The organism is Murinocardiopsis flavida (assembly GCF_003014485.1).
Classification (GTDB): domain Bacteria; phylum Actinomycetota; class Actinomycetes; order Streptosporangiales; family Streptosporangiaceae; genus Murinocardiopsis; species Murinocardiopsis flavida.
Genome location: NZ_PYGA01000008.1, coordinates 137,598 through 154,177, shown reverse-complemented (window position 1 = coordinate 154,177; position 16,580 = coordinate 137,598). Strand labels below are relative to the sequence as shown.

Sequence of the window (16,580 nt, the reverse complement as noted above, 5' to 3'; positions counted from 1 at the left end):
CCGGCCTTTGGGGGCCGCCGCGGCCGAAGACCGAAACCACGCGGCGCGCTCACCCGGAGCATCCCCCGCAAAAGCATACTTATGCCGGACAAGCGGACGGCGGCGGCCGCATGGTGCGGCCGCCGCCGTCCGCGCAGCGACTGAAGGCCACGCCGGACCCCCGGCAGAAGCCGGTTGACCTGCGATCGGCCTGCGCCTGCGCGCCTGGCGTCCGCGCCGGCGGCGGCCGGCGGACGCGGCGAATCAACTCTCGGCGTGCGCCTCGCGGATCTGCATGTCGGCGCGCGCGGCGGTGAGCCGGCTGAGCACCTTGGAGCGCAGATCGCCGGGGACGGGGTCGCAGCCGCAGTGCTTGGCGACGAGCTTCTTCACGACCTCTTCGAGGCCGTACTCCTCCAGGCAGGGCCCGCACTCGTCGAGGTGGACGCGGATGTCCTCGCAGCTGGCGTCTTCGAGCTCGCCGTCGATGTAGGCGTAGACCTTCGCCAGTACCTCACTGCAAGACGTATTGTGCGGTGTTCCGCAGCTCATCGTTGATCCTTCCGCCGTGACCCGCCATGCGGCGCCCCAATGGCAACGGACGCGTCGGCGCCCTCAGGGAGGATCCCGCGGTCGACCGCGTACTCCTCCAGGTGCGACCGGAGCTGGCGCCTGCCGCGGTGCAGCCGCGACATCACGGTTCCGATCGGCGTGTCCATGATCTCCGCGACCTCCTTGTACGCGAAGCCCTCGACGTCGGCGAGGTACACCGCGATCCGGAAGTCCTCCGGGAGCTCCTGGAGAGCGCGCTTCACATCGCTGTCGGGCAGGTGCTCCAGCGCCTCGGCCTCAGCGGACTTCAGCCCCGCGGAGGAGTGCGAGGCCGCCTGCGCGAGCTGCCAGTCCTCGACGTCCTCCGACCCGGCCTGCTTCGGCTCGCGCTGCTTCTTGCGGTACGAGTTGATGAACGTGTTGGTGAGGATCCGGTACAGCCACGCCTTGAGGTTCGTCCCCTCCTTGAACTGGTGGAACGACCCGAACGCCTTCGCGAAGGTCTCCTGGACGAGGTCCTCGGCGTCGGCGGGGTTGCGGGTCATCCGCAACGCGGCCGAATACAACTGGTCCAGGAACGGAAGGACGTCCCGTTCGAACCGGGTCCCCCGCTCGTCGATTGTCTCCTGGCCCTGACTCAAGCCCGCCGGCCTCCTTGTGCTGGTGTCCTGTGTGGCCAGGGTAGCCACACTGGACGCCACCGCGGGCTCGGCACGCGAACCGGCGGGCGCCGCAGCGCCTATTGCGGCGCCCATTCGCCTCTCCAGCACATTTCCCGGTGAAGCCGGCATCGACCTGCCTCTGCTCTCGTCTACTCGCATCGACTCCGGACCGCGGAACCCGAGGTCCGGCCACCGCTGCGGTGCCGATCACGGCGCCCGCAACAGGCTGTGTCGAGTGCCAACACCGGCCATGCCCCGCTGATTCCAAAGGACCCTGCCGCCGCGTCCTCGGCGAAGAGCGCGAATTCACAGGGTGACCCGTGGAAGAGTGGGGGTAGACCCTTCAAAAGGCCACACCCGGCGCGCGGAGAACGCGCCGGGCGCGGCCGAAGGAGCCGCCCGGCGGCGCGGACGGGCGGAGCGAACGAACCACTCGGCGGGCGCAGTGCCCTGCCGAGGCGAACGACAAGCGCCCGGTGTGCCGCACACACCGGGCGGATGGAATAGGGCTGCTCGGCCCGCGGTGCGCGCGCCGAGTGGAATGGAAGTGACAGCACGTGCGACCGATCTCCGATTCCGCGTCCCCACGGCCCGTGCCGCAGCCCGGTCGCCTACCCGGCCCCCGCACACCGCGGCTGCCGGGCGACGCGGGCGACCTCGATTCACCCATCCGGTCCACAGCGGCGCACTTCGGCGCCAGCGACTCGCTGTCCGCCTACTGGCGCTTCTACTGGGCCGTCGCCGGCGTGCAGATGGCGCGGTGGCTGCCGCGCGAGCCCGGCCGCATCCTCGACCTGTCCGGACCCGAGTTCCGCGGCACACCGCGCGCGGTCGCCGCCGGCCACCACGTGGTGGCCCTGCTGCCGTCCGCCGAAACGACCTACCGGCGGGAACTGAGCCTGGTGAACGGGCACGCGCCGAAACCGCGCGGCCACGCGCCGGGCCGGCTGCACCGGGTCGTCGCCGACTCCACCTTCCTCTCGGGGATCGCGAGCGGCGTCTTCGACGCCGTCATCGCCGACAACCGGGTGCTGTCGCAGCACCTCGTCACCGAGACCCTGCTCGCCGAGATCGCCCGCGTGCTCAAGCCCGGCGGGCGCACGCTCATGTGCGTCGACTCCGTGGTCCTCGGCATGGCGCTGCTCGCCGAGCAGGACTGCTGGCCCGAGCTCAGCTACGCCCCGTCCGCCGACGTCCTGCTCGTGCCCTGGCCCGACGGCAGCATCACCCGGTGCTTCACCGTCGAGCAGATCGACGAGCTGCTGACCGACGCCGGACTGGAGATGGAATGGGTCAAGCCGCGGACCGTTCTCTCGGCGTCGACGGTCGAGATGGTCATGGGCAAGGACCCGAAGGCGCTGAACCGGCTGGTCGAGATGGAGCTCAAGGCATCGGGCGGGGAGGACTACGTCGGGGTGCACCTGCTCGCGAGCGCCGTCAAGCCGGGCGGCTAGAACGGCGCCTGGAACGCAGATCGGCACCTGGACCGGCGCCTTGAACCTGGTACGACGCCTGGACCGGCACCTGGTACGGCGCCTAGAACAGGGTCGCGTCCTGGGGCTCCGGTTCGGGTTCGGCCTCGGCGAGGAGTTCGGGCCCGTTGTTGCGGACGCTGTTCACCGCGGTGCCCACCTGGCGCACCTCGAACGCGGCGGCCGGGGTCAGCTCCATGGTGCGCCGCAGGTCGCCGAGCCCCGCCGAGGGGTCGAGCCAGGTGCCGAAGTGCTCGGGCGGCACCACCACCGGCATGCGCTCGTGGATGTGGCCGAGTTCGGGCGCCGCCTCGGCGGTGATCACCGCGCAGCTCCACACCCATGCGGCGGGGTCGTCGTCGGGCACCTCGGGGTCGCGCCACCGCTCGAACAGCCCGGCCAGCGCCAGCGGTGTGCCGTCGGAGTAGCCGATGGCGTAGGGGCGCTTCGCCGCCTTGGCCTTGCGCGACGCGTGCGCGGGGTCGGTCGCGGGCGAGGTGCCGGGCTCGGCGCCGTCGGCGGACAGCAGTTGCCACTCGTAGTAGGCGTCGGCGGGCAGCAGGCAGCGCCGGTGGGCGAAGGCCGTGCGGAACGCGGGCTTCTCGGCGACGGTCTCGCTGCGCGCGTTGATCATCCGGTAGCCGACGGCGGCGTCGCGCGCCCAGGACGGCACCAGTCCCCAGCGCAGGGTGGCGAGGTGCCGGGGGCCGGGCGGGACGGCCCGCTCCGCCACCGCTCCGGGCGGACTGCCCAGCACGGCGTAAACGGACCTTCCCGGCGCGATGTTGTGGTCGGCGGCGAGGTCGTCGGTCGGCGGCCAGGTGCGCGCCCCGGACCCGGCGGGCCCGCCCGGCGCAGCCTCCTCCGGTAGGTCGAACGCGAGCCGGAGCTGGGACTGCGTACGCGACTGCGCAAAACGACCGCACATGGCCCCGAGTGTAGGCCGCCGCACGAGAAGATCTCCGCCGGATCTGGGACGGTCCCGGTTCCGCGGGTATAGGCGACTCCATGGGCATCTTCAGAACGCAGGCCCGGCGCCTGCTCGCGCTGCCGTTCCTCCTGGACGGTGTCGAGAACCTCCGCAACCCTGAACCGCGGGCCGAAGAACTCAAGTCCGCCGTGCACACCGTCTCCGCGCGCTTCCCGTGGTTCCCCGACAACCCCGCGCTGGTGGTCCGCGTGCAGGCGGCGACGGGCGTGGTCGGCGGCACACTGCTGGTTTCGGGCCGCGCGCAGAGGGCGGCGAGCCTGCTCCTCGCGGTGCAGGCCGTTCCCACCCTGGTGGCAGAGGCCGGCGCCATCAAGCGTCACAGCCCCGAAGCGCGGCGCGGGGTCGCGGTCCGCGATCTGAGCCTGGTCGGCGCGCTGCTTCTCTCCGCGACCGAGCCCAAACGGCGCCCGCCCAGGGTCGTCTACGACGCCGAGCACGCCGTGGCACGGGTGCGGCGCGGCGCCGACCGCGCCAAGAGCCGGGCGAAACTCGCCCGCCGCGCCGTCCAGGCCGGCCGGAAACTGCCGGCCAAGCGCTGACACGCACGGGACGGCCCCGGGGGGATGACGGGGCCGCCCTGCCGGTGGCTCCGTGGGCGGCTCTCCGGTGCCGCTGGGGCCCCACCCCGCCGGTCGCTGCGCGGGCGGCGCCACCGGTGGCTCCGAGGCCACCGGTGGCGCCGCGGGCCGTCAGCTACCCGGCGCGAACTCCTGCGCCATGGCGTCGGGGTCGAACGCCTCGGGCCGGGTCTCGTTCAGGCTGTACCAGTTCCCGGAGTTGTCGCGGAACACCGCTTCGACGCCGTAGGGGCGCTCCTGCGGCTCCTGGATGAACTCCACACCGCGCGCCGAGTACTCCTCGAAGGTCTTGCGGCAGTCGTCGGTGTTCCACGCCCCGCCGCTGAGCGCGCCCTTGGCGAGGAGCGTCCGGATGGCGGCCGCAGTCTCCTCGTCGTGCACCGGCGGACCGGGGACGGTCAGGTTCAACTGGAAGTGCGGGTCGGCGGGCGGCCCGACGGTGAGCCACCGGTACCCGTTCTCCATCGTCAGGTCGAACCGCTCCGTGAACCCGAGCTTGTCGATGAAGAACCGCTTGGACTCCTCATAGTCGAAGACGAACACTCCCGTGACGCCGATCCTGGTGATCATCGCCTGCTCCCTCTCGCCGAATGTCCCTACGTAACTCTGCTTTCCTTCGCTTTCGATCCTAGGGTTCGACCTGGTCAGCGGGCTTCTCCTGGATTGCTGTCCGAAGAGGGGAAGCGGCGCCCGCCGCCATGAGCACGAAGCAGCCGGGGATGGGCGGCGGCCGCACCGCGTGCGCCCGCCGCTGGAACTGCGAGGGCGGCGTCCCGACGAGTTCGCTGAACCGCGCGCTGAACGACCCCAGGCTGGAGAACCCGACAAGGTGGCAGACCTCGGTGACGGTGAGGTTGACCGAGCGCAGCAGGTCCTGCGCCCGTTCGACCCGGCGCCGGGACAGGTAGCGGCCGGGCGGCTCGCCGTACGCGGCGCGGAACGCCCGGGCGAAGTGGTAGCGCGAGTACCCCGCCGCGCTCGCGATCGTGTCGAGGTCGAGCGGCTCGGCGTAGGAGCGGTCGATCAGGTCGCGTGCCCGACGCAGCGCGACCAACGTCTCGACCCCCAAAGATCCCGGCGGTGCCGCCACACCCCGGCGCATCCCATTTGGCATGGGGGCACTCTAAGCACAGGTGCCGACAGACCCCGCGGCCGCCGACAGCCCCCGCGGTGATCTAGCAGGACGGGATCTCCGATCGTGCGAGACGGGATCCCCGGTCGAGAGAGGACTCTCGGCACCTCAAGGCGTCGAGCCCACGGGACGCCCTTGCCACCGAGAACCATGCGGGTGACCTGCGGAGCAGGGCAGCACCAACGACCCGCCCACCGTTGGTGCCGCTCCTCACCCCAGACCACCCACACGCGGCCCTGCGAGAAGGCCGTCCCGCCCACGGAACGGAGTACCGCTAAGCGGAAGGTTCTGCCGCGGTGACACGGGGGCGGTGGCGCACCGGGAAGTTGACCGAGCGGGCGATGAAGCACAGCTCCGCCGCCTTCGCGTGCATCGCCTCCGCCGCCGCCAGCATCGCGGGCTCTGCGACGACCACCTCGGGGTGCAGGATCACCTCGGTGAACTGCCCGGAGCCGTCGGGGTTGGTCGCCAGAACCGCGGTGGCGGTATCGCGGTAGGCGACCACGCTCACCCCGTTCGCCGCGGCGATCCCGAGGTAGGACAGCAGGTGGCACTCGCTCAGCGCGGCGGTCAGCAGGTCCTCTGGGTTCCACCGCGCGGCGTCGCCACGGAACGCGGAGTCGGCCGAGGCGGGCAGCACCGGCCTGCCGTCGGCCTCGATGTCGACCGACCGCTCGAACCCCCGGAAGGTGGCCGTCCCGTTCCCGTTGTTGCCGGTCCAGGTCACCCTGACCTCGTAGCGGTACTCCTTGCCGCGGGTGCGCATCCCTTCGGCAGCCATCACTCGACCCCTCCCCCGTCCCTTCAACGTGCCTGCTCCGCCCATCATCGGACACCGCCGGGCCACCGGACACCGACCCGCCGACCCGCCGACCCGCCGACCCGCACCCTGCCGTGCACCGCGTCGGGGACGCGCCGCCGGATAACCTTTGACCATGCCTGAAACCGCACCGCACTGGCCGGCGCCGACGGTCACCGAACCGGTCGACGCCGTGGTGAGCCTGCCCGGATCGAAGTCCATGACGAACCGCGCGCTCATCCTCGCCGCGCTCTCCGAGACCCCCGGCACGGTGCGGCGGCCGCTGCGCAGCCGCGACACCGACCTCATGGCCGACGCCCTGCGCGCACTCGGCACCGGCGTCACCGCGTCAGGGCCGGACCTGGCCGTGACACCGGGCCCGCTGCGCGGTCCCGCGGCCGTAGACGTCGGCAACGCGGGGACGGTCATGCGGTTCGTCCCGCCGCTCGCGGCGCTCGCCGACGGCGAGGTGTCCTTCAACGGCGATGAGCGCGCACGCGAGCGGCCCGTGGGCCCGCTGCTCGACGCCCTCCGCGGGCTCGGCGCGGCCATCGACGACGACGGCCGCGGCGCGCTCCCGATCACCGTCCGCGGCACCGGGTCGGTGCGCGGCGGCACGGTGACCCTGGACGCTTCGGCCTCGTCGCAGTTCGTCTCGGCGCTGCTGCTCAGCGGCGCCCGGTACGCCAAGGGGGTCGAGGTCCGCCACGTGGGCGAGCCCGTGCCGTCCCAGCCGCACCTCGACATGACCGTGGAGATGCTGCGCGCTGCCGGGGTCGCGGTCGACACCCCCACACCCGACGTCTGGCGGGTGCACCCCGGCCCGGTGAAGGCCGGCGACATCGCGGTCGAGCCCGACCTCTCCAACGCCGCCCCGTTCCTCGCCGCGGCGCTGCTCACCGGCGGCACGGTGACCGTGCGCGACTGGCCGCGCGACACCACCCAGCCCGGCGACGTCCTCCGGGAGCTGTTCACCGCCATGGGCGGCAGTGCCGAGTTCACCGCCGAGGGGTTGGCGTTCACGGGCTCCGGCGAGGTCCGCGGCATCACCGCCGACCTGCGGGCCGTGGGTGAACTGACCCCCACCATCGCCGCTGTGGCTGCCCTCGCGACCACCCCCTCGCGTCTCACCGGCATCGCGCACCTGCGCCGCCACGAGACCGACCGGATCGCCGCGCTGGCACACGAGATCAACGCCTTGGGCGGCGACGTCGAGGAACTCCCCGACGGCCTGGTCATCCGGCCGCGCGCCCTGCACGGCGGCGTGTTCCGCAGCTACGACGACCACCGCATGGCGACCTCCGGAGCGGTGATCGGCCTCGTTACCCCCGGAGTGGAGGTGGAGAACATCGCCACGACAGCGAAGACACTGCCCGACTTCCCGGCGCTGTGGAGCGAGGCCGTGGCGTGACCCGCGGGCACCGGAACCTCGACGAGGACGACGTCCGCGTCCGCGCCCGCGGGGGCTCGCGCCCGCGGACCCGCAACCGGCCCAAGCACGAGGACGCCCGGCAGGGCTTCGTGACCGCCGTCGACCGCGGACGCTACCGGTGCCTGGTGGACGACCGCAGCGTCGTCGCCATGAAGGCCAGGGAGCTCGGCAAGGGCAGCATCGTGGTCGGCGACCGGGTGGCCCTGGTCGGCGACCTGTCGGGGAGCGCGGGCAGCCTCGCCCGCGTGGTCCGGGTGGAGCCGCGCACCGCCGTGCTGCGCCGCACCGCCGACGACACCGACCCTGTCGAGCGGGTCATCGTCGCAAACGCCGACCAGCTCGTCATCGTGTGCTCCCTCGCCGACCCGGAACCGCAGCCGCGGTTCGTGGACCGCTGCCTGGTCGCAGCGTATGACGCCGGACTCGACCCGCTGCTGTGCCTGACGAAGTCCGACCTCGCGCCCGCCGACACCCTCCTCGCGTCCTACTCCGCTCTGGGCGTCCCCGCAGCGGTGACCCGCAGCGACAGCGCCGAGGACATCGCCGCGCTGCGCGAGCACCTGCTCGCGCGGCTGAGCGTCATGGTGGGGTCCTCGGGCGTGGGCAAGTCGACGCTGGTGAACCTGCTCGTCCCGGACGCCGCCCGCGCCGTGGGGCACGTCAACCCGGTCACCGGGCGCGGCCGACACACCTCCACCTCGGCCGCCGCGCTGCCGATCGACGGCGGCTGGATCATCGACACGCCCGGTGTGCGCAGCTTCGGGCTGGCCCACGTCAGCCCGGACGACGTCGTCGCCGGGTTCACCGACCTCGCAGCGGCGGTCGTCGACTGCCCGGCCAACTGCGCGCACACCGAGGAGTCCCCCGGTTGCGCGCTCGACATCGGGGTCGCGGCGGGCCGACTCGACCCCGCCCGGGTGGCATCCCTCCGCCGCCTGATCCACAGCCGCGAGCCCACCGAATAATCCGCAGCGCGTGCCGTTGACTCGAAGGGCGCGAGGGTGTCTTCACTTTCCCGGTGACCTGGGCGAAGGGGACGGGTGATTCACAGCCCCAATGACCCGGGCGAAGGGGGTTGGTGTTTCACCGTCCGCGACCACCTGAACCAGGACGCAACCCACCCCCGCCCTCCGCAGTCACCTGGACGGGGACGCTGCTCTCCTGGGGTGCAGGTCTGGCGGGAGCTGATGAGCGTCGTGCTTCGGCCGTCGCTGCTGCGCAGGCTTCCCGGCACCCCTGCCAACGTCCGCTCTGGAAATCGGGACCTCGGCCTGCGCCTCTGGTTGGGGCGGGCACGACATGTGAGGGGTGCGCACCGTGTGCGGCTACACGGCTCCCGATCGGATTGCGGTGACCATGCTGCGGACCACCAGTTCCACCCGGCGGGCCGCCTCGGCGGGGTCGCCGGGGAGCAGCAGGTAAGAGATCGTCAGGCGCAGTGAGACCTCGGCGATCGCCGCGGCGTCGTCGGCGGCGAGGCCGGGCGCCCGCTCGCGCAGGAACTGGGCCATCCGCTCGCTCAGCGCGGTGTGCAGCGTGGCCGAGCGGGTGGTCAGTACCGGCAGGAGCGCGTCGTCGCCGGTGATGATGGCGCGCAGCAGCGGGTCGTCGTGCGACGCGCTGAGGGTCCATTCCACGGCGTCCGCGATGGTGCGGGCGGGTGCGCAGGCGTCGCCGTCGAGGATCTCCTTGACCCGGTCGAGGAACGCCGCGCCCTGGCGCAGCACCATCGCCTGGAGCAGGCCCTCCTTGGTGCCGAACTCGTTGTAGAGGGTCTGCCGGGAGACACCTGCGGTGGCGGCGATGTCGGCCATGCGCAGGCGCGGCCACTGCCCGGACACCACACCGGTGTAGGCGGCGTCGAGCAGGCGGTCGCGGACACCCGGGCGCCGCTCGGCCTCGGGTCCCTGGTCCTGGCTGGTGGCCCTCACGGAATCATCGTCGCATGTCCTCTGCTGAGCCCTGCCGATACATGGGATCGGGGGCTGCGCCGCGCGCTGCCCGCACACGGGACCCGGACCTTCACGCACCGCCGCCGGTCCACCGAATCTGGCCCCTCGCGCGCGCTCCTTCCGGAGTCCGGGCCTTGTGCGGCGGGCCGGGGTCCTCGCGTGTTCTCCGCTAACACTCCGGTCACGCGCGGGTGCCGGACGTCGCCGCCGGGCCCCGGGCGGGTAGCGTACGCGCCATGGCGGCCTATGACGACGACCTGCGTCTCGCTCACGTCCTCGCGGACGCTGTCGACGACGTCTCCCTGAAACACTTCCGCTCGCTCGACCTCAAGGTCGAGACCAAACCCGACCTGACCCCCGTGACAGAGGCCGACCGCGCGGTGGAGGAGACGATCCGCAGCGTGCTGTCGCGGGCCCGGCCGCGCGACGCCGTTCTCGGCGAGGAGTACGGCCGCACCGGGCACAGCTCCCGCTGCTGGGTGCTGGACCCCATCGACGGGACCAAGAACTACGTGCGCGGCGTGCCGGTGTGGGCGACCCTCATCTCGCTGCTGGAAGGCGACCAACCCGTCGTCGGCCTGGTCTCGGCGCCCGCGCTGATGCGCCGCTGGTGGGCGTCGCGCGGCGACGGCGCGTGGACGGGGCGGAGCCTGCACAAGGCCAGCCGCTGCCGGGTGTCGTCGGTGTCGTCGCTCTCCGACGCCTCGTTGTCGTTCTCCGACCTTGACGAGTGGGAGAAGGACCGGCGGCTGGAGTCATTCCTCGGCCTCACCCGCTCCGTGTGGCGCACCCGCGCCTACGGCGACTTCTGGTCGCACGTCATGGTCGCCGAGGGCGCCGTCGACATCGCGGCCGAGCCGGAGTTGAACCTTTGGGACGCCGCGCCGCTCCCGGTGCTGCTGGAGGAGGCCGGCGGCCGCGCCACCGACCTGCGCGGTCAGACCTTCACTGACGGCGGCGGGCTGGTCTGCACCAACGGCGTCCTGCACGATGCCGTTCTCACCCAGCTCAACGGCGGCCCCACACCCCTTCGGCTCACCTGACCCCAGTCCACGCGACTCCGGTTCACCTGAGGGCGCACTGGCCCAGTCCACCCGACCCCGGTCCACGCAACCCCGGTCCCCCTGGATCGGGCGCACCGACCCCCGCTCACCAGACCCCGGTCCCGCTCACCCGACCCCGGCGCGGCGGGCGGCCTTGTCCTGCCGAGATCGCGGCGGTAACCGCTTTCGCACGAGCGAAACGGTCGCAGTATTGGCCAAGTTCGGCCAGAACCTTGCGCTATACATGAGTTCCGGATATTTCCGGCGCTAAGATCCACTAGCGTCGGCCGCCGATCCGGTCTCGGATCCGCGGCCCCGCGGTCCGCACCGCGCCGTCCTCTCCCCAAAGCGCTGGAAAGGCCGACCGTTTGCTGCGCTCACTCGTGTCCGGTTTCATCCTCGCCGCCGCCGGATCGCGCGCCAACGTCACCCGGACGATCCTGTCCTGCGCCGGGATCACCATCGGTGTCGGCGCGCTCATCCTCATCGTGACCGGCGGCGATGTCGGCGAGCGGTTCGCGAAGTCCTTTGCCGAGTCCAACGCCGGGGTCGCCGCAACCTACACCGTCGACGTCTACGACGAGTCCGGCGGCACCCTTGAGGACCTCGACGCGCTGGAGGCCGACCTGCGCAGAGCGGGCGCCCAAGCCGTGTCCATCAACTCCATGTCCGAGGCCCAGATGCGGATCGGCGAGGAGGAGGTCGAGCACGCGTACACGACGGTCGTCGACGCCGAACTCGGCGACATCCGCCGCATCACCCTCGCCTCGGGACGCTGGTTCGACGACTCCGACACCCACTCCCTCGCCCCGGTCATGGTGGTCAACGAGGGGCTCGCCAAGCAGATCGGCGGCGACGGGCGCTTGCAGGTCGGCATCGAGGGCCAGTGGAAGACGGTGCGCGTCGTCGGGGTGGTCGAGGACTCCGCGATGGACGGCGGCAGCGCGTCGGCCTACCTGCTGCGGGCGCCGGCGAGCGCCCCGCTGGTGTTCCCCGACGGCGCCGTCCCGTCGACCGGTACCGGCTTCTCCGTGCGGGCCGACCCCGAGGGCGCCGACGCCGACGCCTACCGGGAGCGGCTGGTCACCTCGGCGTCGCGCTGGTCCTCCTTTGACGAGGACAGCATCAGCGCGTACCGCATCGACCCCGGCGACGAGATCAACACCGTGCTGACGTACCTGTCGCTCGGCCTGGGCGGCATCGCCCTCATCACGTTGTCGACGGGGATGCTCGGCGTGCTCAACGTCGGCCTGGTCACGGTGCGGGAGCGCCGCCGCGAGCTGGCGACCTACCGCGCGCTGGGGGCGACCTCGTTCGGGCTGTTCATCATCGTGGTGACGGAGGCCGTCGTGGTCTCCGTCGTCGCCGGTGTGGTGGCCCTGCTGTTCTGCTACACGGCCGTGGGCATCGGCGGCGCCCTCGTGGCCGACTACCTCCCGTCCGACGTCGGCGTCTACGTCCCGGCGCAGGCCGTGCTAGTCGGCTTGGGCAGCGCCGCCCTCGCCGGACTCTTGGCCGGGGTCATCCCCGCCTGGCGGGCGCTGCGCACATCCGTGGTCAGCGGCCTGCGTGAATAGGAGCGATACACCGTGAAGAAGTGGATCATCGCCGGGGTCGTCGTGGTCGTCGTCCTCGGCGGACTCGGAGTCGGCGGCTTCGTCCTGCTGGGCGGCATGTCGGCGGGCGCCGGTGAGGAGATGACGGGCGCCGCCGACGAACTGACGGAGAGCGCGCCCATCGCGGTCGAGCGGGGCGACATCGACAGCAGGCTCGTCCTGAGCGCCACTGTGCACGCCGAGACTCCGGGCAAGGTGAAGGCGGGCCAGGGCGGCACGGTCACCAAGGTGTGGGTGCGCAACGGCACCGAGGTGCAGAAGGGCGCCCCGGTCGCCACGGTGAAAGCCGGGTCCGGCGGTTCGAGCGGCGAGGGCGCGGAGTCCGAGGGCTCCTCCTCCGGGTCCGGCGGTGGCGGCAGCCAGGTCACCCTGTCGGCGCCGTCTGCCGGCAAGATCGCCGACCTGGGCGGCCTCACAACGGGCGACCAGGTCGAACCCGGCTCGACCGTCGCGACGGTGCGCAAGCCCGGGTTCCGCGCCGTGGCCGAGATCAAGCCGAACGAGTTGTACCGGTTCTCCGGCGACCCCGAGCGGATGACCCTCAAGATCGACAAGGGCCCGGCCGCCGCGGAATGCGACTACCTGTCGCTGAAGACGCCCGACGAGGTCTCCGGCGGCGGGAAGGGCGAAGGCAAGCCCAGCGCCGAGATCTCCTGCCGGATCCCCAACGACGTGAAGGTGTTCGACGGGGTCACCGGCAAGATGTCGGTCGTCACCGGCACCACGGAGAACGCGATCCTCGTCCCGGTGACCGCCGTGCGCGGGACGGCCGACGAGGGCGAGGTGCTCGTCGCCGGCCCGGGCGGCGCGAAGAAGGCCCGCAAGGTCTCCCTCGGCGTCTCCGACGGCGACCTGGTCGAGGTGACCAAGGGCCTGACGACGGACGACAAGATCCTCGACCCGGTGCCGCTGTCGGAGGACTTCGACGCGCCCGGCGAGGGCGAGGAGGACGATGGCGCCGTCATGGCGCCCGGCATGGGCGGGGGCGGGTAGCGGTGCCGCTGAACTCGCCCAGGCACGCCGCCGCGCCCGCGGGGACCCGCCCGGCGACCGGCGCCGCCCCCGGTCCGCTCCCGGCCGCGCACACGGCGCCGCACGGGGCACCGCTCCCGGCCGCGCACACGGCGCCGCACCCGGCGCCGCACCCGGCGCCGCGGCAGCCCCTGCTCCGCGTGGAGGGGCTGCACAAGGGCTTCTCGGTGGACGGGGAGACCATCAGGGTCCTGCACGAGTGCAGTTTCGCCGTGGGGCGCGGTGAGGTCGTCGCGATCGTCGGTCAGTCGGGGTCGGGCAAGTCCACTCTGCTGAACCTGCTCGGCCTGCTCGATGAGGCCGACGGCGGGACGCACGTCTTCGACGGCGTCGACGTGACCGGGCTGCGCGAGCACCGGCGGGCCCGCCTGCGCGGCGACCGCATCGGTTTCGTCTTCCAGCAGTTCCACCTGCTGGAGCGGCGCACTGCGGTGGCGAACGTGTGCGTGCCGATGGTGCTGGGCGGTGTCCCGCTGCTGCGCCGCCGGGCGGTCGCGCGGGAGCTCCTGGAGTCGGTGGGGCTGGGGCACCGACTGGGGTCGAAGCCGCACCAGCTCTCCGGCGGCGAGCAGCAGCGGGTGGCGCTGGCGCGGGCACTGAGCCGCGACCCGGCCCTCATCCTCGCCGACGAACCCACGGGCGCGCTCGACGCCGAGAGCAGCGAGCTGATCATGAATCAGCTCCTGCGCCAGGCGTCGGACCGGGGCGCCGCGGTGATCGTGGTGACGCACGACCCGGCGGTCGCCGCCCGCGCCGACCGGTCGATCACCATCGTGGAGGGCTACACCCGCGACGGCTGACCGGCCGACGGGGCGCCGCCCTCAACGTCCCCTGCCACGATGTGCTTCGGCGGTCGCTGCTGCGCAGCAGCGGCCGCCGAAGCACACCCGGGCCGGCGATCTCCAGTCCGACACCCAAGCCCGGCCGGGCCGCGCAGCGGAGCCGGGCCGGGCCGGGTCGAGGTCCGACCGGGTCGGCAAATGCGAAAGGCCCGCCGGTCCGAGGGTTCTACTCTCGGACCGGCGGGCCTTTCGGTGGTAGCGGGGACAGGATTTGAACCTGCGACCTCTGGGTTATGAGCCCAGCGAGCTACCGAACTGCTCCACCCCGCGCCGCGTTCTTGCTTTGCTTTGCGTTGTTCGCTGCGTGCACAACTCTAGTGACACTGACCGGCCGGTGCAAATCGGCGGCCCCACCGGGTACTCGGCGGGGCCGCCGGGGGATTCAGGCGACCCCGTCAGCCGACCACGGCGAGCGCGTCGATCTCGACGAGCATCTCCTCGCGGGGCAGGCCGGTGAACACGGTGGTGCGGGCCGGCAGCACCCCGCCCTCGCTGATGGCGGTGCCGATGAACTCGCCGTACGCCTCGTTCATCAGGGCGAAGTCCTCGCGCTTGGTGAGGTATACGCGCAGCATCACCACGTCGTCGAAGGTGGCGCCGCCCGCGCGCACGATGGCCGCGACGTTCTCCAGTGTGCGCAGGGTCTGCGCCTTGACGTCGCCCGGGTACAGGTACTCGCTGGTGGCGGGGTCGACCGGCCCTTGGCCGGAGACCTGGAGGACGGGGCCCTTGCGGACGCCCTGCGAGAAGGTGTGCGCCGGTGCGGGGGCCTCGTCGGTGCGGACGGCCGTCTTGTCGCTCATTCGGGGTAAAGCCCTTTCTCAGTGGTCACCGCGGCCCACTCGCTCGAACCGGCCGCGGCGCGTTCCCTGACCACGATCGCCCGCCATTGACTCGTATGGGGGCCCGTGTTACAACCATTCACATAATACGCAAGGCTCGTTGCATATGTTGCACAGGCGGGAGTCCGGTGCGCCGCGGCGCCCGCACCATTCCGCACCAGGGTCGCCGACACTGGAAGTAGGCCGGGTATGTCCGACGCACCGACCGCCAGCCTCGACAACGGCGCCGTAGCGGCGCTGGCCGACCAGGTACTCGGCCCCCACGACAAGGCGGTCCCGCCCGCGGCGTGGGGGCGCACCGTCCGCGAGTACCTGCGGATGAGACCCACGCGCCAGCAGTTCCCGACCCCCGTCCTCACCCTCTCCGAGGCCGACCTCCGGCACAACATCGCCACCATGGCCGAGTGGTGCCGCGCCGAGGGCGTCGACCTCTCCCCGCACGGCAAGACCACCATGGCCCCGCAGCTGTGGCAGCGGCAGTTCGCCGCCGGATCCTGGGCCGTCACCCTCGCCAACGCCGCGCAACTCGCCGTGGCGCGCTCCTTCGGTGTCGACCGCGTGCATATCGCCAACAGCGTCATCTCTCCCCAGGCGCTGCGCTGGATCGCCGACGACCTTGCCGCCGACCCCACCTACACCGTCCTCACCTGGGCCGACTCCCCCCGGACCGTCCACTTGATGACCAAGGCGCTCGCCGGGCACCGGCCCGGCGAGGGCGCCGCGCGGCCCATCCCCGTGGCCGTGGAGGTCGGCGGCCCGGGCGGGCGGACGGGTGCGCGGACCCTCACCGACGCCCTCGACACCGCCCGGGCGATCGCCGAGTCACCCGCGCTGCTGCTCGCCGGGGTGTCCGGCTACGAGGGCTCCCTCGCGCACTCCCCCGCGCCCGACGACCTCGACCGGGTGCGCGACTACCTCCAGGCCCTCCGCGTCACGCACGAGCGGATCCGCGACCTGGACCTGTACCCGCCCGGGTCCGTCCCGGTGCTCACCGCCGGCGGCAGCGCCTACTTCGAGCTCGTCACCCAGGCACTGGCCCACCTGCACGACCCCGAGGGGGCGTCGCAGCCCGCCGCCCGCGTCGTCCTGCGCTCCGGCGCCTACATCGCCCACGACGACGGCTTCTACCGGTCCATCAGCCCCTTCAACCGCGTCGGCGGCACCGGGTTGCGCTCGGCGATGCACGCCTGGGTCCGGGTCACCTCCCAGCCCGAACCCGGCCTCGCCCTTTTCGACGCGGGAAAGCGCGACCTGCCCTTCGACGAGGGCATGCCCGAGGCGCAGGCGGTCCAGCGCGAGGGCGGGACCACCGTCACGCCGCTGTCCGACCCGCCCAAGGTCACCGCGGTGAACGACCAGCACGGCTACCTGCGCTGGGACCCGTCGGCCGCGGCGCCGCTCGCCATCGGCGACGAAGTCCGCCTCGGCCTCTCCCACCCCTGCACGGCGTTCGACAAGTGGGGCCTCATCCCGGTGGTCGCCGACACCGACCACGACGACCCCCCGGTCGTCGACCTGGTCCGCACCTTCTTCTAGCCCCCTGCCGTCGACGTAAGGAGCACGGTGCGCACCCTCACCTCCGAACGACATCAAAGGCTGCCGCAGCGATATCCCCTCACCCCCTCGTCCGAGGACATCAGGGTCGTGAGAACACCC

17 protein-coding genes and 1 tRNA gene are annotated in these 16,580 nt (G+C 72.3%); 9 read left to right on the top strand and 9 right to left on the bottom strand.

Annotated features, from left to right (window positions below):
- Positions 1-243 precede the first annotated feature (243 nt).
- Both rsrA and CLV63_RS13330 read right to left on the bottom strand, forming a co-directional pair.
- Positions 244-531: a mycothiol system anti-sigma-R factor gene (gene rsrA, locus CLV63_RS13335; protein WP_106583305.1), complete on the bottom strand. Its 288-nt coding sequence runs from the start codon at positions 529-531 to the stop codon at positions 244-246.
- Positions 528-1,172 carry a sigma-70 family RNA polymerase sigma factor gene (locus tag CLV63_RS13330; protein ID WP_106583395.1) on the bottom strand — a complete coding sequence of 215 codons (645 nt, stop codon included), beginning with the start codon at positions 1,170-1,172 and terminating at the stop codon, positions 528-530. The genes rsrA and CLV63_RS13330 overlap by 4 nt, the downstream gene beginning before the upstream one ends.
- A 578-nt stretch (positions 1,173-1,750) precedes the next feature.
- On the opposite strand from CLV63_RS13330, the gene CLV63_RS13325 reads away from it, so the two are divergent.
- A complete protein-coding gene (locus CLV63_RS13325; RefSeq protein ID WP_394339766.1) occupies positions 1,751-2,647 on the top strand; it encodes a methyltransferase domain-containing protein in 897 nt (298 codons plus the stop codon).
- A gap of 82 nt (positions 2,648-2,729) precedes the next feature.
- Here the strand turns inward: CLV63_RS13325 and CLV63_RS13320 are convergent, their stop codons facing one another.
- Positions 2,730-3,593 carry an SOS response-associated peptidase gene (locus CLV63_RS13320; RefSeq protein ID WP_106583304.1) on the bottom strand — a complete coding sequence of 288 codons (864 nt, stop codon included), beginning with the start codon at positions 3,591-3,593 and terminating at the stop codon, positions 2,730-2,732.
- A gap of 80 nt (positions 3,594-3,673) precedes the next feature.
- Here CLV63_RS13320 and CLV63_RS13315 point away from each other — a divergent pair, with 80 nt between their 5' ends.
- Positions 3,674-4,195 carry a DoxX family membrane protein gene (locus CLV63_RS13315; protein ID WP_106583303.1) on the top strand — a complete coding sequence of 174 codons (522 nt, stop codon included), beginning with the start codon at positions 3,674-3,676 and terminating at the stop codon, positions 4,193-4,195.
- A 150-nt stretch (positions 4,196-4,345) separates the two neighbouring features.
- On the opposite strand, the gene CLV63_RS13310 is transcribed toward CLV63_RS13315, so the two are convergent.
- The 3 genes from CLV63_RS13310 to CLV63_RS13300 all read right to left on the bottom strand — a co-directional run bounded on the left by CLV63_RS13310 (position 4,346) and on the right by CLV63_RS13300 (position 6,147).
- Positions 4,346-4,804: a VOC family protein gene (locus tag CLV63_RS13310; RefSeq protein WP_106583302.1), complete on the bottom strand. Its 459-nt coding sequence runs from the start codon at positions 4,802-4,804 to the stop codon at positions 4,346-4,348.
- 58 nt (positions 4,805-4,862) lie between these two features.
- Entirely contained in the window at positions 4,863-5,288 is a 426-nt protein-coding gene (locus tag CLV63_RS13305; RefSeq protein WP_245928785.1) for a helix-turn-helix transcriptional regulator, read from the bottom strand.
- A gap of 352 nt (positions 5,289-5,640) precedes the next feature.
- Positions 5,641-6,147 carry an OsmC family protein gene (locus tag CLV63_RS13300; protein WP_211301288.1) on the bottom strand — a complete coding sequence of 169 codons (507 nt, stop codon included), beginning with the start codon at positions 6,145-6,147 and terminating at the stop codon, positions 5,641-5,643.
- A gap of 154 nt (positions 6,148-6,301) precedes the next feature.
- On the opposite strand from CLV63_RS13300, the gene aroA reads away from it, so the two are divergent.
- Together aroA and rsgA are read left to right on the top strand one after the other, a co-directional pair.
- Positions 6,302-7,576 carry a 3-phosphoshikimate 1-carboxyvinyltransferase gene (gene aroA / locus CLV63_RS13295; protein ID WP_106583300.1) on the top strand — a complete coding sequence of 425 codons (1,275 nt, stop codon included), beginning with the start codon at positions 6,302-6,304 and terminating at the stop codon, positions 7,574-7,576.
- Positions 7,573-8,562 carry a ribosome small subunit-dependent GTPase A gene (gene rsgA / locus CLV63_RS13290; RefSeq protein WP_106583299.1) on the top strand — a complete coding sequence of 330 codons (990 nt, stop codon included), beginning with the start codon at positions 7,573-7,575 and terminating at the stop codon, positions 8,560-8,562. Before aroA ends, rsgA begins: the two co-directional genes overlap by 4 nt.
- A gap of 360 nt (positions 8,563-8,922) precedes the next feature.
- On the opposite strand, the gene CLV63_RS13285 is transcribed toward rsgA, so the two are convergent.
- On the bottom strand, positions 8,923-9,528 hold the full coding sequence (locus tag CLV63_RS13285; protein ID WP_245928784.1) for a TetR/AcrR family transcriptional regulator: 606 nt from the start codon (positions 9,526-9,528) through the stop codon (positions 8,923-8,925).
- Positions 9,529-9,785: 257 nt separating this feature from the next.
- On the opposite strand from CLV63_RS13285, the gene hisN reads away from it, so the two are divergent.
- From hisN to CLV63_RS13265, 4 genes are all read left to right on the top strand, one after another.
- The gene (gene hisN / locus CLV63_RS13280) at positions 9,786-10,592 is read left to right on the top strand and encodes a histidinol-phosphatase (RefSeq protein WP_106583298.1); all 807 of its coding nucleotides are present in this window, start codon (positions 9,786-9,788) and stop codon (positions 10,590-10,592) included.
- Between the two features lie 368 nt (positions 10,593-10,960).
- Entirely contained in the window at positions 10,961-12,169 is a 1,209-nt protein-coding gene (locus CLV63_RS13275; RefSeq protein ID WP_106583297.1) for an ABC transporter permease, read from the top strand.
- Between the two features lie 12 nt (positions 12,170-12,181).
- Positions 12,182-13,201: a peptidase M23 gene (locus tag CLV63_RS13270; RefSeq protein WP_106583296.1), complete on the top strand. Its 1,020-nt coding sequence runs from the start codon at positions 12,182-12,184 to the stop codon at positions 13,199-13,201.
- Positions 13,202-13,380: 179 nt separating this feature from the next.
- Complete coding sequence (locus CLV63_RS13265; RefSeq protein ID WP_394339765.1) at positions 13,381-14,040, top strand: ABC transporter ATP-binding protein; 660 nt, start codon at positions 13,381-13,383, stop codon at positions 14,038-14,040.
- A gap of 235 nt (positions 14,041-14,275) precedes the next feature.
- On the opposite strand, the gene CLV63_RS13260 is transcribed toward CLV63_RS13265, so the two are convergent.
- Positions 14,276-14,352 (bottom strand) — tRNA-Met (locus CLV63_RS13260).
- A 125-nt stretch (positions 14,353-14,477) separates the two neighbouring features.
- On the bottom strand, positions 14,478-14,885 hold the full coding sequence (locus CLV63_RS13255; protein ID WP_106583295.1) for a RidA family protein: 408 nt from the start codon (positions 14,883-14,885) through the stop codon (positions 14,478-14,480).
- A 228-nt stretch (positions 14,886-15,113) separates the two neighbouring features.
- Here CLV63_RS13255 and CLV63_RS13250 point away from each other — a divergent pair, with 228 nt between their 5' ends.
- The gene (locus CLV63_RS13250; protein WP_106583294.1) at positions 15,114-16,460 is read left to right on the top strand and encodes an alanine racemase; all 1,347 of its coding nucleotides are present in this window, start codon (positions 15,114-15,116) and stop codon (positions 16,458-16,460) included.
- Positions 16,461-16,580 lie beyond the last annotated feature (120 nt).

Bases quoted from the DNA above. Each gene is read 5' to 3' on its own strand.
- rsrA (WP_106583305.1), bottom strand. From the start codon at position 531: ATGAGCTGCGGAACACCGCACAATACGTCTTGCAGTGAGGTACTGGCG.
- CLV63_RS13315 (WP_106583303.1), top strand. From the start codon at position 3,674: ATGGGCATCTTCAGAACGCAGGCCCGGCGCCTGCTCGCGCTGCCGTTC.
- CLV63_RS13310 (WP_106583302.1), bottom strand. From the start codon at position 4,804: ATGATCACCAGGATCGGCGTCACGGGAGTGTTCGTCTTCGACTATGAG.
- CLV63_RS13255 (WP_106583295.1), bottom strand. From the start codon at position 14,885: ATGAGCGACAAGACGGCCGTCCGCACCGACGAGGCCCCCGCACCGGCG.
- CLV63_RS13320 (WP_106583304.1), bottom strand. From the start codon at position 3,593: ATGTGCGGTCGTTTTGCGCAGTCGCGTACGCAGTCCCAGCTCCGGCTC.
- aroA (WP_106583300.1), top strand. From the start codon at position 6,302: ATGCCTGAAACCGCACCGCACTGGCCGGCGCCGACGGTCACCGAACCG.
- CLV63_RS13250 (WP_106583294.1), top strand. From the start codon at position 15,114: ATGTCCGACGCACCGACCGCCAGCCTCGACAACGGCGCCGTAGCGGCG.
- hisN (WP_106583298.1), top strand. From the start codon at position 9,786: ATGGCGGCCTATGACGACGACCTGCGTCTCGCTCACGTCCTCGCGGAC.
- CLV63_RS13300 (WP_211301288.1), bottom strand. From the start codon at position 6,147: ATGGCTGCCGAAGGGATGCGCACCCGCGGCAAGGAGTACCGCTACGAG.